This is a genomic window from uncultured Zhongshania sp. (genome assembly GCF_963975605.1).
Classification (GTDB): domain Bacteria; phylum Pseudomonadota; class Gammaproteobacteria; order Pseudomonadales; family Spongiibacteraceae; genus Spongiibacter; species Spongiibacter aquimaris.
Genome location: NZ_CAXBHN010000019.1, coordinates 40,870 through 56,795 on the forward strand (window position 1 = coordinate 40,870; position 15,926 = coordinate 56,795).

A 15,926-nucleotide genomic window follows, 5' to 3' on the forward strand; every position below is an offset into this window, starting at 1 on the left:
TAATGACCACGGATAACAGGCCGTAATTTTCTATAACTTTAAGAAATTCAGTGGATTACGGCTAAAGTGGCTAAATTTGTCCGCTTTACCGGCCGGACCTCATCTAGAGCAAGTGTCAAAAACAATAATGACACGTTTTATGACGCTTGACCCTCCCATGATGGGAGGCATTACCCTCCATATCATTGGGTCAAACTTGGCTTATGGAGTACAAAATGTCAGTACAAGATACGGAATTGACGGAAATAGAGCTCCCCATATTGGGTATGAGCTGCGCTTCATGCGTGGGACGGGTTGAAAAGTCGCTTAAGGCGACGGATGGTGTTGTTTCAGTGCAGGTGAATCTTGCAACGGAATCTGCGTATGTCTCAGCGAATAAAGATGTTTCGCTGCAGACTTTATGCACGACGGTAAAAAATGCAGGTTACTCGGTAGCTACCGAGGAATTTCAAATTCGTATAAGTGGTATGAGCTGCGCGTCTTGCGTCGGGCGAGTGGAAAAATCAATATATAAAATGACTGGTGTCGTGAATGCGAGTGTTAACTTAGCGACAGAATCCGCTTATGTGCAGGTCCTACAAGGCCGCGTTACGATGTCAGACCTTGTTTCAGCCGTCGCCGAATCCGGCTATACGGCGACAGCCACTGAAATACCAGGTAACGAAAGCAATAACGGGATTAATAATCGGAGTCAAAACTCAGAAACCGGGCAGAACAAAGAACCCCGCCATTTATTGATTGCAGCCTGCTTATCTGCGCCCCTGGTTTTAGGAATGCTGGCAAGCAGCGTGGGCTTCGATTTTATGCCTCCGCCTTGGTTGCAATTTTTGATTGCCACACCAATCCAGTTTTGGCTTGGTGCCCGCTTCTATCGCGCGGCATGGTTTGCACTAAAGGCACGCACTGGGAATATGGATTTGCTAGTTGCCATCGGTACGAGTGCAAGCTACGGCCTGAGTGTATTCGAATTGTTCAAACAGTATGTGATTCAACCGAGTCACACGATGGGGCACTATTATTTTGAAGCCTCAGCTGTAGTCATCACCTTAATACTTCTTGGTAAATGGCTGGAACGGCGCGCTAAACAACAAACCACCGAAGCGATAAAAGCATTGCAGTCCCTGCGCCCCAACACCGCGCGACTTCGTCAAAATGAGGTTGATACCGACACGCCGATAGAGCAAATACGTGTCGGTGATATTGTCGTTGTAAAACCTGGTGAAAGTGTTCCCGTCGATGGCTCGATAGTGGAAGGCAGTGGCTATCTAGACGAGTCGATGATTACCGGCGAGAGTATGCCAGTGCATAAATCCCAAGGTGATTCCGTGGCTGGTGGCGTCATCAATACCGATGCATTACTCCTCATTGAAACGACGTCGATAGGCGCAGAAACAACGCTTTCACGCATTATTCGCTTAGTAGAGAGCGCGCAAGCTGCGAAAGCACCCATTCAAAGCCTCGTAGATAAAGTGAGTATGGTCTTTGTGCCGGTAGTAATAGCCATCGCCATTGCCACCTTAGTGGGCTGGTTTTTGTATAACGGTGATATTCAAAGTGCCATCATCAATTCAGTGGCGGTGTTGGTTATCGCCTGCCCCTGCGCACTAGGTCTCGCGACACCGGCAGCGATTATGACCGGTACTGGGGTTGCCGCCAAACATGGCATTCTCATTAAAGACGCACAAGCCTTGGAGTATGCCCATAACGTCAACACAGTGGTGTTCGATAAAACTGGCACGCTGACTGTCGGCAAGCCCAGCTTACGAGAGTACATTGCCTGCGACGGCGATACTGACAAACTGCTAAGCATCGCTGCCTCAATCCAAAAAGGCAGTGATCACCCATTGGCCCAGGCGATTCTTAACGAGGCTGACGACAAAACGCTTTCTATTGCAGCCGCAAAGGAATCGAAAGCCCTTGCCGGACGTGGAGTATCGGCCACTGTGAACGGTAAGTTATTTTTACTCGGCAATACTCGCCTAATGCAAGAATCCAAAGTGTCTTTGACTGACTTAGAGGCGAAAGCCAAGGAATTGGAGAATGAAGGCAGTACCATATCGTGGCTTGCAGAAGGTGGCGACACACCTAGCTTGATCGGTTTGCTTGCGTTCGGTGATGAAATAAAGCCCTCTGCGAAGTTAGCGATTGAACGCCTTAACAATAAGGGTATAAAAACGGTGATGATCACTGGTGATAATGAAGGTAGCGCCCGCGCGGTTGCCGCAAAACTAGGTTTGCAAGACTATATTGCCAACGTTCTGCCAGAGGGCAAAGCCGATGCCATTCGGGAATTGCGTAACGCAAACAATATTGTTGCCATGGTGGGCGACGGTATCAATGACGCCCCTGCTTTAGCCGCCGCCGATGTTGGCATCGCCATGGCGACGGGAACTGATGTTGCCATGCACACGGCAGGGATAACGCTAATGCGCGGCGACCCAGCTCTCATTGCAGACGCGATAGATATTTCAAAACGAAGTTATCAAAAAATTCGCCAAAATTTATTCTGGGCATTTATCTATAATTTGTTAGGAATTCCCTTAGCGGCAAGTGGATTACTCAGCCCAGTCATTGCAGGCGCAGCCATGGCGTTTAGTAGCGTAAGTGTCATTAGCAATGCACTATTGTTAAAACGTTGGAAACCGAAGGCTTGAGGTAGGTCAAATACTGTACGGTTGTGATGGAATAAGGTACACAGAGGTAAATTTACTATGAATATTGGCGACGCAGCGAGGGCCAGCGGCATATCTGTAAAAATGATTCGTCATTATGAATCGCTTGGCCTAATTAAAGAGGCCGAGCGCACAGCGTCTGGGTATCGGGTTTATTCACAGAGCGACATACATAGCCTGAGTTTTATAAAAAGCGCTCGATCTTTGGGTTTCTCTCTTGCGCAAATAGAACAGTTGCTATCTCTTTGGGCCGATCGTGATCGAGCCAGCGCCGATGTTAAAGCGCTGGCAACAGAACATATTGAAGAATTAGATGTTAAAATACGGGAATTGACTGCAATGCGAGATTTACTGGCTGAATTAGCCTCCACTTGCCACGGCGACAAACGCGCCGATTGCCCTATTCTTTCTGGACTAGAACGCGATGGCCAATGTACTGGGCATAAAGAAAAATTGCCATGAGCAGATACAGTAGTAAAAAAGTCGCGTTTTGGATTTTGCTGATATTTTTCAGCAAAGTGGCATTTGCTATCGTTCAGCCTTTGTCAGCAATATCGTCAGAGACACCTTTTGCACACCAACATATTGGCCAACAAGAGCACAACCCAAGGTTGTCGATGAACAGTCATTGCAAACATAATCAAGACAGTGACATGTCCTTACATGAGCGGAATCACAATTCACATTGCGATGTGAAATGCGATTGCTGTATCGGGCACTGCACCGCCCCTGCACTTTTTATCAGCCCATTAACTTATTCCGAAAAGTTTCTCCAACACGCCGGCGATCAGCTGCCCACCTCACAAACAATATCACCCTCCTCCTACTTGTTCAGACCGCCAATTCTAGGCTAACACAGCATTATTGCGCCCGTAATTTGGGTATTGCAAAAACTGCATTCGCTTTGGAGCGTTTAGCGAGCACATCAGAGGCTCGTCATCAGCTGCTTTCGTCAACAGCCTTGCTAGGAATTAGTATGAAAACGACACACTACGGCCTTTCTCGCCGCCGCTTTGTTAAGGGTGCCGCTGGCGCAAGTGCCTTAATTGGAATTGGTGCTGCGCCATTTACGATTGGCGCAGAGAATGCGCCGAAAATGAAATCACCTGAGGTGATACGAGGACGTCACTTCGAACTTAATATTGGCTATCAGCCGGTTAACTTCACTGGCGTCAACCGCATTGCCACCGCGATAAACGGCAGTGTGCCCGGTCCAATATTGCGCTGGACAGAGGGCGAACATATTACCCTTAGAGTACATAATCACCTTCATCACGATAGCTCCCTCCACTGGCACGGGATGATACTGCCCTCGGGTATGGATGGCGTGCCGGGAATGAGCTTTGCCGGAATAAAGCCCGGAAGTTATTTCGACTATGCCTTTCAAGTCCAGCAGAACGGGACATATTGGTATCACAGTCACTCCGGATTTCAGGAGCAAACGGGCGTCTACGGCGCTATTGTTATCGAACCAGCAAACCCAGATCCGGTAAGCTATGACCGAGATTATGTTGTACAACTTTCGGACTGGTCTGACCAGCGACCTGAAGACATCTACTCTACCCTTAAACAGCGCGGCGATTATTACAACTTTAAACAGGCTACCGTCAGTGACCTGTGGCAAGACATAAAAAATAAAGGCTTGGCACAAAGCTGGGCGGACCGCCGCATGTGGAATGAGATGCGCATGAGTCGCTCCGACATCGCAGATGTCACCGGGTATACCTATACCTATCTTATGAACGGGAATACGCCTGAGCAAGGCTGGCAGGGGCTATTTAAACGGGGCGAAAAAGTCAGGCTGCGATTTATAAATAGCGCCGCGATGACCATTTTTGATGTGCGTATTCCTGGGCTAAAAATGACCGTTGTCGCCGCAGATGGTCAGTATGTTGACCCAATTAGTGTCGATGACTTTCGTATTGGCGTTGCCGAAACCTATGACGTTGTCGTTGAGCCGAGTGATGACAGTGCCTATTGCGTATTTGCACAAAGCATTGATCGCAGCGGTTACTGTCGTGGCACCTTAACTCCGAATCCAGAGTGGCAAGCCGAAGTACCAGCCATGGACTATTCTCCGCTGCTCGCTCATCGAGATATGGGAATGTCTATGGCTGGGCACGACATGGGCGCGATGAAGGGTATGGATCATAGCGGTCACGATATGTCCGCTATGAATATGGGGCAACGTAGCAACATGCAACATGCTCTGCATAAAATGCCTACCGAAAAACCCGCCCCTGCGGGTATGGGAAGCCAGCGCGATATCGCACACGTTAAGACCGAATTTGGCCCGCAAGTAGATATGCGCTCAGCGTCACCAATGAATGGCTTAAACGACCCCGGTATCGGCTTGCGAGATCATCAAGAGCGTTACGGACGCCGAGTATTGCGGTATTCAGATTTACGCAATTTATACAAAACGGAAGACCGGCGAGACCCAGAGCGAGAAATTCAACTTCATCTCACCGGCAATATGGAACGCTATATGTGGTCGATGGACGGCATACCCTTTGCCGACGCGGAGCCCCTGCAATTTAAATACGGAGAAAGGCTGCGAATCGTATTGGTGAACGATTCAATGATGACGCATCCCATACATATGCACGGCGTATGGAGCGAGTTAGAAACCGGTGACCCGATGCACATTCCCAAAAAACACACGATTCTGGTTCAGCCCGGTTCGAAAATAAGTTATTTAGTTAGCGCTGATGCAGTCGGCCGTTGGGCCTACCATTGCCACCTGCTCTACCACATGCCCGGAATGATGCGAGAAGTACATATTAGTGAACAAGGGGGCCAGTCATGAAACACGGTTTCTTAACATTCGGATTTGCTTGTGTACTTTCGAGTATGGCATCCAAGACATGGAGCCATTCAGACGCCGATCCTATTGTTAGCATGGTGTCGTTCACACAATTAGAACAAAGTAAGACCGGCGATGAATCAGCTGCGGTTTGGAATGCTGACGCCTGGATCGGCAAGGATTATGACAAGCTTTGGCTTAAAACTAATGGCGAATACGCACACGGACAGCGACAGGACAGCAGCATTGAAGTCTTGTATAGCCGAGCCGTTGCGACATACTGGGATATTCAAACAGGTTGGCGCGGTGATTTTAACGGCACAGAAAATCGTCATTGGTTTGTGGTAGGACTACAAGGGTTAACGCCCTACTTCTTTGAAACCGAACTGACATTTTACGTGGGTGAACACGGCCAAACCGCATTAAAAATCGACACCGAGTACGAACTTTTATTTACCCAAAAACTCATTCTGTCTCCAGAGATTGAAGTGAGCATCCATGGTCGTAACGACCGCCAGACTGGCACCGGTGGAGGTTTGTCTGATATTGAAACTGGCCTAAGATTACGTTATGAATTCACGAGGAAATTTGCACCGTATATCGGCGTCAACTACCACAATGAATACGGTCAAACAGCAGAATTCAGTCGTGATGCTGGGAGAGATACCGAGACGCTGAGCTGGCTTATCGGTCTACGTTTCTGGTTTTAATATTAACCTCGTCCCTAGGTATTGTCTTAGGAACGACGTTGTTATTCATGTTTGCGAACGGTGTTTTCAGGAATGCTCAAAATGATATTCGCGCGATTGTTCGCGTAAAGTTCATTATCTGTGTTCGCAAATATACTGCGTGCCAAAAACACGTTTAGCCCACCGGTATTTAGTAATTCTGGGAGAATACGGTGTCCGACCTTCCCGTTGCTCAATTCGATTGCGACGCGATTGCCGCCAAATAATCGAGAAATCACTCCAGCATACTGTCGATCTTTGTCGACATGTTTAGAATAACTTAGTAGCACTTGCGGACGATGGCCATTTAATTGCGCGCGCCAGATGGTATAAATTCGCTCCAAGATTTTGATAAAACGTTTATTTTTATGGAAACGACCACCGATACATAAGGACAGCTCTGCGTCTAATTGATAAGCCGCCAATAAGGCGGGATAACTTCCCGCGCTGCAGCCCATTGTTCGGTATGTGCCGTACTGGCTTAACTGCTTATGATTATCGAGCCAGCTAATGACATCAGTGACTTTGTCGCCGAGAAACGGAATACCTTGATGGTAACCTTGGTTTCTTGGCTCCGAGAGAATCAATACATCGTAGCTTGCGGAATCGGTATGCTGCAACAATACAGGGTTTAGTATCATCATGCTGCGATCCCCCCTCCCTGGAAAACATATCAAAAGGCCTTTTTCACTTGGCAATCCGGTGCCAATAAATAACACGGCGGTGGGCGCGAGTCGCTGTAATCCGAAGGCCTCCGGCTTTAGTCCGCCGGACTTAGACAATTGCTTCTGCAGCGTGTCTAGCCAGCTGTCGATCGCTACCTGATACCTCTGATTCTGGGTTACCGGGACAAGTTGACCTTGACGATTTCGGCTATTTAAAAGGTCAATATCAAGCGGCGTCAGGCGGTTTTCAAGCGTCGTTAGCGCTCGATTTAAATGGGTGACTGTCAGACAGACACTAACGATGCGGCGAAAAAATCTTACAAAATAGGGTAATTCTTCGGTGATGACATCGTTGTCAGAAGAATGGACTACCTTAGCGATATGTGGCCGTTGTGATTGAAGTGTTAATACCCGCGCGACAAGATTGCCAAGGTAGCGAAATTTAGCATACTCGTTGGGATGAATAACAACATCATAAGCCAGCTCCAAGGCCACTAATAATTCCATGCGCCCGATTGAATCTAAGTCGATTTTTCGCAGCTGAATATCCGTGTTCCCAAGCTCAAACTCGGCTATTTGAGAAGCTCTTAGCGGTTTTTTTGCTTTGGCGCTTAAGGCTTGAATAATAGTTTTACGTATTGAACCAGCTTTTGCGGAAAGCGTCGCAGCGTCTTGGCGAGCGATTTTTCCCGCCGCATTTCTGGGAATCTCGTCGACAATAATGAGTTGTCGCGGCGCCCTTAAACCAAGTCGTTGCTTTAAAAATTTCTCTAAGTCTTTAAGTCTTGGTCTCACTTCTTTTGAAAATACCACAAGGGCAACGGGAATATTACCGTGCACAGCGGAAGGCTTTGAGAAAACAGCTGTGTCTACGATATGTGGAAATTGGCTAATTTCAGACTCAATATCTTGCGGGTAAATATTTATGCTATTGAAGACGAACATATCGTCGGCGCGGCCGCATAAATGAATGCGTGCCTCTTTATCAAGATAGGCGATATCACCCGTGTGAAACCAGCCATCAATTAACCGGCTTGCGGTCAATTCAGGCTTGCCAGAATAGCCTCGGAACATGCCGTCACAACGTATAAGCAACTCCCCCGCCTCGCCGCTAGCAAGTAGCTTTCCGCTTGCGCTGCGCACTTGTGTTTCTATTCCGGGTAACGCTCGCCCAACACTATTATCCGAGCCTGTATCATCTGGCTCAGTAAAGGCGATCGCACCGGTTTCAGTTGTTCCGTAGCCCGCCCGTAAATTTCGAGTAATATTATTTCGCAGCGCTGTTCGAAGTGCTGTTGAGACGTGTGAACCACCGAGTTTTAATTGAATATTAGACAAGGCCTGAATGCCGGGTATTGCCAGTAGCTCTTGGGCTTGAAACGCCGACACGTGCATAACGTTAATCTTAAGAGATTGGCACTGACTGAGCAGCGAGTTATCCAAAACATCGATAAAAACGTTGGTCGCACCCATCGCCAGGCAGTAGAGGCGATGGCGCTTGGCAAAATTGTGTTCCATTGAGGCCAAACAGACGAATCGCGCGTCGCCGGAATCAATGTGACGATGAGCCTGCGCAACAATATCGCTGTCATGATGAACGACCAGTTTTGGTGTACCAGTAGTCCCCGACGTTGAAAACAAAAGCTTGGCTGTCGCGGCGTTGTTTAACCCATCGATATTTGCTTGCGAAATGACAGCGCTTTTCTTATCGACAGTGTAGCTTTCATCAATAACATGACTAACACTGCAGCTCTTATTGATTGCCTGCTGAGTCTCTTCAGATTCGTATGAGGGTATAGTGCAAGACGTTGCACCTATATAGGCAGCGGCAAGGCAGAAAGTGAGATGCTGTGTGTCGTCGGCGCATTTAATTCCGAGCAGCGAATTAGATGATATTCCTGCCTCATTGAATTTTTGGGCCTGAAGCTGCACAAGTGAAGCGAGTCTGGCGTATGACAGCGTAACGTCCGGACTAACAATGGCGTCGTGGTCGGGATGCATTATTGCGTGGTAGAAGAGACGGCCAATTAATGAGTGGTGTTCATTAGATTGAGCGGCTAAGGTCACTTTGTGACCTTAAACAACACGTGTAAGGGTTCATTTATAAGTGGCGAAAAAAATGCTTCGTCCACGGCGATAAGTTCTGGTGTCACGGTTAATTCTTTTATTTCAGGCATGGTGGTAAAGCCCGCCTCCCGCAAACAGTCGAAATAATCACTTAAGGTTTTGTGCACACATTGTACGTGCAAGGGCTCCCCGCTTCGTTTCCAAATTTCCCCTTCAAACTTTTGATCCACGTCAGCAAAATAATTTTTGTCGGTGGAATTAAAGTAAAACGGCGATGATTGCTTGTTGCGCACAAAGGGAAAGAACGGATGGGGTACGCTAAAAATAAATTGCCCCTGCTCTTCCAAGGACTGGTACACCATTGAAAATACGCGCTGCATTTCATCTACCCGAAGGTAGTTAAACAGAAATACCGCTACACATAGATCGAACTTTCGTTCAGGGACGAACTCCAGCACATTAAGCGCTCTGTACTCTATACCCAGTTGATCTTTCGCTTCTTGAATCTGCGCGGCCTCAATCATCTGCGTCGATAAATCCACGCCTAGATAATCACCCGCTCCTCGCCGTTTCAACTCCCTTGCGCAGTAACCCTCTCCACAACCAATATCCAGAATCGAGCGATTATTAAGCTCTCCACATGCATCGAATACAAAGGGCCGAGCAGTAAAGTCAGAGAGGGAGCTGGGTTCTAAACGCAGCCATTTTTGTGCATTGTCGTTATAAACTTGTTTAGTATCCAAGGTCGGACGCCTCTTGAATAGCCGATTGATTTGTTGCGCCAACATACTGCGCACGCTGTAATAGGGCGTCCCAGAATACGGTTCGCAATGATAGCGCGGATTTCACCCCGAACTCTATTTTCGCGCAGGCTTCTTCATCTGTTGCAAGATCGGTGGCTATTAACAACATCTGTGCCGCGTGATCGTCATCGCAGGTGCTATGCAAATCAAAAAAGACCCTTTCTTGCATGGTTAGCGTGCTGCAATTTATAAGGCCTGAAAGTATTTTTTGATAAATTTTAGATACTATCAACTCAGTGCCAATGCCGATCGCGCCAACGCCCACATGCTCATTAGAACTGCAAAGCCTTAAAAACTGCTGGCTCCACAAATTACCGGCGTGCTCGTCGGTTTGCCTGTCACGATATTCGGAATTCACCCCTAAAGCGCATTGAAAACGTGTAAATAACTGCGCATGGGATTGCCCTTCTGCACTAGCTATAATCTCGGGTGGCAGCTCGTCCTCAGCAATATGCCCCTTCTCTTCCGCTAAATTAGAAAGCAGTATTTGCCTGTGCGATGTATCCGATAAGCATGAGATCAAGGCTTTTAAATAGAGAGTAAATTGCGAGCTATATAGACCGTACTGGAATGCGAAATCCTTTAGCGCAATATCAACATTCGGGAAATCGCCCGTCTCTAGTGCCTGTAAATACGGGTGTGACACAGCCGTGGACTCTAATGCTTGATCACCTAATCGTCTGACGAAAGCTGCCGCTTTGTAGTTTTTATTCATGGTGGCTGTTTCGAGTTTTATGACAAGTTCCCCCAATTGTGTGACAAAAACCTAACAAAATGCAAATGGATAAAGCTCTTTGTATCTACTGATCAAAAATTGCTCAACCTAGTACTTCTTCAACTTGAAAAAGAGGTGTGACTCTGTAGGTTGGGTTGAGCGGTTGCGACAAATTTGTGTGGAACAAATTTGGGCAGCTATGCTGACCGTTAGGCCGAGGCGCGGATGCGCCGAGTCATACCCAATAAACCATGTTCAGGCGTTACACAAAAGTTGAGTTTGATAAACCCCTTCGGGGCGCACTGACGGACGTCCAGCCGGAAGGCACCGCAATGAGTTTGGTAATACCGCGGAATATAGCCGTAGCTTAGGTTCGAAACCAGAAACCCGTGAGTGGCTTATTGGATTGCGGGTTTGGTTTTAAGAATCAATGGAGTCAGAGTTGAATGGCGCTAAGTTAAGCATGTTTAGGCTGCCTGTTGGGAATCAATGATTCTGACCCGAATTGATTCCCTTCCCCATACCACTATCCAAGGCACTAGAGTAACATCAGCACATCTCACTACAGCGGAATACGGAAGCTAAAAGATGAAGAAAATACTACTTGGACTCGCATTTTTACTGTCTGCCCATTCAATCATGGCCGATACACGTGTTGGAGAAACTAGGGGGATGGTCATTGCGGCGAAATCAAACTGCGCCGAGGTACCGGACCATGCCTTGCTGCAAACTCTGTCAGACCAACTCGGAAATTTACCCTACGCTATTATTCCACCGAATCAGCCAGGCATCAGGCTACTGATTACGCTGGCCTGTTCTCACCACAGTAACGCCGGCACGATGATGCTGTACTCAGGTGTAGTAGCATTTGAAGCCTTGGCGCGAGTGACTAAACCGTTTTCAGAGGTTTACTGGGTGCCCGTCTACGACTACACCTTCTACGGTGCGCAGGTTGATGGCGAAATGAACAAACCACTGGTCTCGGGCATACAGAAGTTCATTGACTCAATGACACCGGTTACCCGGCAGGCGTATCAGGGAATGGGTGTGGCATCGCCGATGTAGCATTGAAAAATGGGATGGATCTATTTTTACACTATTTAAAATAAGTCTGTTCCATTTTTAAAAAATACAGGCATGAACATTATCCCAAAACAAAAACTAATATCTACTACAGCCTTAAAGACAATTCTGCGCGCAATAGCTTCTAGGGTTTTCGCACTTTTGCACAAGCCAAACTCTGGTGATAACGCGCTAACCATGCAATGCCGCATTGGCCTCATCTATCCATTCATCGACATTTTTAAATTCGCTTTTATTGCCATGTGTAGCGATCCCCGTTGCCGGCTCTGCAAATAATGGCCCTTTGCGACTTTGTACCGCTAGTGTCCTGCTCGCATCTGCAAGTCGCAAAGCGATTTGCGCGGCTTCATCTTCTAGGGTGTCATGAAGTAGAAATAGAAAGCTATTGTCGTTGTAGCGAAAAACCATGTCACCAGCGCGCAGTTTGCTTTTCAACACTTTAAATTGAGCACTTAGAAAGGCATCTATTTCGTCACCTAAAATTTTTCGCAGGTTTTTTATATTTTTAATTTCGAGCAATAGAATGCTTAGCACCCTTCCTGCTCGGCAAGCTAAATTGAAGTCGTCCGGTAGATAGCCATTCATAAATTTCCGAGAAAACGCCCCGCTTACTGAGTCCAAGCGGTTCTCATTATCTAATGAAACTGCGTTTCGGTTTTGCGCTCGCGATTTCTTAAGATTTTGCAAATTTAATTCTGCTAGAGTTTCATTCGCCTGCTCTAGTAATTCCGATTGACTGGCGCTCTCCGTGAGTTTGATATCGAATAAGGATTCCATTTCGGGGATTTGTTCATGCAGAAACGCGATTAGGTCATCCACTTGTGTTGGCGCCATACTGAGTACGCGCTGTGCCTGTAAATAAAGCTGTTTACGAGCGTCCACCGGTTCGCCAAGAATAATATAGTCGGCGGCAATACCCGATAAACAAACGCAACGTACAAATTGACCGTCGACGTCGCTTTGAGCAAAGGTGGCCGGCCTGTGACTGGTTGCCACCGCGAGAGTTGTTCTGGCAGCTAAACCCCAGTGCTTACACAGCCATGCGCCCGCCTCGGCATGGTCACCTCCGATACGCTCAATCTCGTATTCTCGGACGCGCTGATGAAAGACCTGATCACTGCGCAAATCGGTATAAAAGTCTGGGTATAAGCGATCTATTGCGATCATGCCAATGTCTTGGAGGAGCCCTGCCAGGAATAGCTCCTCCAGGGCGCGCTCTTTCAGCGATCTCCCCAATTCTCGCGCTGCCGCCGCCGCTAATAATGAGCGACGCCACAACAACGGATAGTGCAAGCCGGAGTGAGATTGTTCTTTTAACGAAGAGGTCAAAGAGAAGCTTAGGGCTAAATTGACGGTTGTATCCAAACCCAGCAGAACAATCGCACGGCGCAGCGTCTCTATTTTTTGCTCATTGGCGTACATGGGGGAATTAGCGAACTGCAGTGTTTTTGCCGCCAAGGCTGGGTCGCTGGCAATCAGTACGGACAAGCTTTGAATGTCGACATCACCGGACCGCGCTAATTCGACAATTTTCGTCATAACGCGGGGAATCGATGGCAAGCGAGCAGTATTGTCGGCAAAGGGGCTGAGGTCGATAGCCATTGAGTTTCCTTAGTTTAATTTAAAACTATCTAAACCCGCCGCCCCCTTTCTAGCAATACGGATTAGCCGCGGTCGAACTTCGACATATGCGGATGAATCGCTATTTTTCAAACACGGTGGCAACTTGTCGACTAAACATTACCGCCTGACCATTTGAGTCCCAGATTGTTGCGTAGTTATTGAAATAGCCATTTCCAGCTGCTTGACTACGGTAATCATAAAACCACCAGTCTGACATTTGGTTATTTACCGATTGGTTCGGAAACTCCAAATACCAACTCAGCGAGCTGCCGGCACCAGGGAGTTTAATCATGTTTAAACCTGGCATAGGCGGTACATCAGCGATGGCGATCAGAGCGGGTAAGTCTAAATCCCCCTTCTCTTTGAAACGCAGCCACATCGTAAAATCCGCAGAGTCAGCTTGACTGAATGGCAGACTACCGGAGCATAAGTGCATATCAAAATGCTGTGTGAAGGTGGGTGTTATTCCTTCGATAAAGGGAAATGCGTCAAAGGTCTCTGGCTGGGCGACCTGCGGCATAATGGGGCTGGCTAAGCTTGCCGATGATGCACGGTCCTTTCCAAATGCAGCGCTCACTGTGGCACCTACCTCACCGTTGCAAATGATTTCACCCTGAATATGGGTGACGGAGCCGCCAGCGCGCAATTCACGCAGGACTATACGGTGCTCTCCCGCTGACACGGGACCCACAAACATAACCGCTAAAGAGCGCAAGCGTCTATCGGAAGGGAGCTGATTTAGCATCGCTTTTACGATCAACGCAGCACTCAAACCACCAAACGCCGTTCTGCCCTGTAACCATGTTTCTTCTATATCCACAGTGTATTCATTGTTGTTTTCTGTGGCGCGGACGCCGCTCAGCAGCGTCTTAAAATCCTTCATTCTTTATCCTCTGCAGCGCGAGTCAGTGACTCGCGCATTTCCTAAAAATCAGAAATCGCGGACCTGGATTTATTGCTCAGGCCAGCGGAAATCTGCATATTCCGCTCTAATATCTTTTTTACTGAGTTTCCCTGTGGCGGTATGGGGAAGCGAAGTGACAAATAGGCACTCTTCAGGAATCCACCATTTCGCGACCTTGCCGTCAAACCACGACAGCATTTCTTCTCGGCTGAGGCTTTCACCCTCGTGCAAGATAACCAATAACAGCGGGCGCTCGCTCCAGGTTGGGTGCGGCATACCAACAACGGCAGCTTCGGCCACTTTCGGGTGATTTACGGCGCAATTCTCCAGTTCAATTGAGCTGATCCATTCGCCACCAGATTTAATGACATCTTTCACGCGATCGGTAATTTGCATATAGCCGTATTCGTCAATACTGGCGACATCTCCCGTTTCAAACCAGCCATCGTTATCTAGTGTTTGACCGTCATAGCGATAATATTCGTTTATTATCCACGGCCCGCGAACCTTAACCGCACCGGCACTTTTGCCGTCCCAGGGTAATGATTTGCCATCGGCATCGACAATTTTCATTTCAACCCCAAAAACGGGTCGACCCTGTTTTAAGCGCATTTTGTCGTATTGATCTGCAGGCAAAGCATTAACTGTTGAACTCGCATTACCATTGAAGGTTCCCAGCGGATTCATTTCGGTCATTCCCCAGCCCTGCTGGACGTCAACGCCGTATTTTTGACGGAATTCGTCAAAAATCATAAAGGGACATGCAGCGCCGCCAACGGTAAAGCGGTTGAGACTTTCAACCGAATTGCCCGATTTTTTAAGGTAGTTTAATAGTGCGAGCCACACAGTTGGCACACCCGCTGAGACCGTGACTTTTTCTTCGTTTATTAATTTACAGAGGGTTTCACCACAGCCCATTTTCGGCCCGGGCATCACTAATTTCGCACCTACCATGGGCGCTGAATACACTAAGCCCCAGCCGTTCACATGGAACATTGGTACGATGGGCAGTGCCACATCTTTGATGGACAAGCCAAACACATCTGGGGCGATACTTGCGTAGCAATGCAGCAAGGTAGATCGATGAGTATACAAAACCCCTTTAGGATTGCCGGTTGTGCCCGAGGTATAGCAAAGCGCTGAAGGGGTATTCTCGTCTAACTCCGGCCAATCAAATTCGGCAGGCTGAGCGGCAACTAAGGTTTCGTAACAATGGGCATTATTGAGTTTAGAGTCAGGCATATGAGCTTCATCTGTCATCACCACAAAGCCCTTAACTTCAGGCAGCAGATGCTGCAGTGATTCGAGCAATGGCACCATCGTCAGATCGAGAAATACCCACTTATCTCTGCCGTGATTAACAATATATTCAATTTGCTCGGGGAATAAACGAGGGTTTATGGTGTGACAAATCATGCCGCTACATGAAACCGCGTAGTAAATCTCTAAGTGACGATAATCATTCCAGGCGAAGGTCGCGATCGTATCACCAGGCTCTAAGCCGAGCTCAGCGAGGACATTAGCAAGCTGCCTAACTCTGCCAAAGGCCTCACGGTAGGTGTATCGATGGCAAGGGTTGTCGGCAGTGACCGATACCACCTCCACAGCACCGTTGATTTGCTCCGCGTGCTTCATTAATGAGGTAATAGTCAACTGGGTGTTCATCATCGGTGTCATTATTATGTGTCCTTTTTTATAAAGTAGAATTGCCGTGCAAGTCTTGCGAAGCAAGGCATGTAAGCAGAGAATACATATGACCTCAATCTTATGTGAATGCAGCTAATATTAGCAACAAAAGACATATAAAACCCGTGGTGCATTTAGGAAATGACGACTTTCAGGTTGTTTAATTTATTCCCT

General features: G+C 47.7%; 11 protein-coding genes. 5 read left to right on the plus strand and 6 right to left on the minus strand.

Annotation, left to right across the window (positions count from 1 at the left end):
* Positions 1–215: 215 nt before the first annotated feature.
* The 4 genes from AAC007_RS14035 (at position 216) to AAC007_RS14050 (ending at position 6,188) form a co-directional block, all read left to right on the plus strand.
* On the plus strand, positions 216–2,654 hold the full coding sequence (locus tag AAC007_RS14035) for a heavy metal translocating P-type ATPase (RefSeq protein ID WP_339677615.1): 2,439 nt from the start codon (positions 216–218) through the stop codon (positions 2,652–2,654).
* A 57-nt stretch (positions 2,655–2,711) separates the two neighbouring features.
* Positions 2,712–3,134 carry a Cu(I)-responsive transcriptional regulator gene (gene cueR / locus AAC007_RS14040; RefSeq protein ID WP_295872032.1) on the plus strand — a complete coding sequence of 141 codons (423 nt, stop codon included), beginning with the start codon at positions 2,712–2,714 and terminating at the stop codon, positions 3,132–3,134.
* A gap of 514 nt (positions 3,135–3,648) precedes the next feature.
* Positions 3,649–5,481, plus strand: coding sequence for a copper resistance system multicopper oxidase (locus AAC007_RS14045; RefSeq protein WP_339677616.1), 1,833 nt, complete (start codon positions 3,649–3,651; stop codon positions 5,479–5,481).
* Complete coding sequence (locus AAC007_RS14050; RefSeq protein WP_339677617.1) at positions 5,478–6,188, plus strand: copper resistance protein B; 711 nt, start codon at positions 5,478–5,480, stop codon at positions 6,186–6,188. The genes AAC007_RS14045 and AAC007_RS14050 overlap by 4 nt, the downstream gene beginning before the upstream one ends.
* 41 nt (positions 6,189–6,229) lie before the next feature.
* Here the strand turns inward: AAC007_RS14050 and AAC007_RS14055 are convergent, their stop codons facing one another.
* Genes AAC007_RS14055 through AAC007_RS14065 form a run of 3 tightly spaced genes read right to left on the minus strand, consistent with a single transcriptional unit; the run spans position 6,230 to position 10,456 of the window.
* The gene (locus AAC007_RS14055) at positions 6,230–8,938 is read right to left on the minus strand and encodes an AMP-binding protein (RefSeq protein ID WP_339677619.1); all 2,709 of its coding nucleotides are present in this window, start codon (positions 8,936–8,938) and stop codon (positions 6,230–6,232) included.
* Positions 8,935–9,681, minus strand: a complete 747-nt coding sequence (locus tag AAC007_RS14060; RefSeq protein WP_339677621.1) for a class I SAM-dependent methyltransferase — start codon at positions 9,679–9,681, stop codon at positions 8,935–8,937. Before AAC007_RS14060 ends, AAC007_RS14055 begins: the two co-directional genes overlap by 4 nt.
* Positions 9,671–10,456 (minus strand): iron-containing redox enzyme family protein, encoded by a 786-nt coding sequence (locus AAC007_RS14065; RefSeq protein WP_339677623.1) that lies wholly within the window; start codon positions 10,454–10,456, stop codon positions 9,671–9,673. Before AAC007_RS14065 ends, AAC007_RS14060 begins: the two co-directional genes overlap by 11 nt.
* Before the next feature lie 588 nt (positions 10,457–11,044).
* On the opposite strand from AAC007_RS14065, the gene AAC007_RS14070 reads away from it, so the two are divergent.
* On the plus strand, positions 11,045–11,521 hold the full coding sequence (locus AAC007_RS14070) for a hypothetical protein (protein ID WP_296435579.1): 477 nt from the start codon (positions 11,045–11,047) through the stop codon (positions 11,519–11,521).
* Positions 11,522–11,710: 189 nt separating this feature from the next.
* Here AAC007_RS14070 and AAC007_RS14075 read toward each other — a convergent pair whose 3' ends face one another.
* The 3 genes from AAC007_RS14075 to AAC007_RS14085 form a co-directional block, all read right to left on the minus strand.
* Positions 11,711–13,141, minus strand: coding sequence for an HDOD domain-containing protein (locus tag AAC007_RS14075; protein ID WP_339677625.1), 1,431 nt, complete (start codon positions 13,139–13,141; stop codon positions 11,711–11,713).
* A gap of 100 nt (positions 13,142–13,241) precedes the next feature.
* Positions 13,242–14,045 carry a thioesterase family protein gene (locus tag AAC007_RS14080; protein ID WP_295872050.1) on the minus strand — a complete coding sequence of 268 codons (804 nt, stop codon included), beginning with the start codon at positions 14,043–14,045 and terminating at the stop codon, positions 13,242–13,244.
* A gap of 69 nt (positions 14,046–14,114) precedes the next feature.
* Positions 14,115–15,746, minus strand: a complete 1,632-nt coding sequence (locus AAC007_RS14085) for a long-chain-fatty-acid--CoA ligase (protein ID WP_295873084.1) — start codon at positions 15,744–15,746, stop codon at positions 14,115–14,117.
* Positions 15,747–15,926 lie beyond the last annotated feature (180 nt).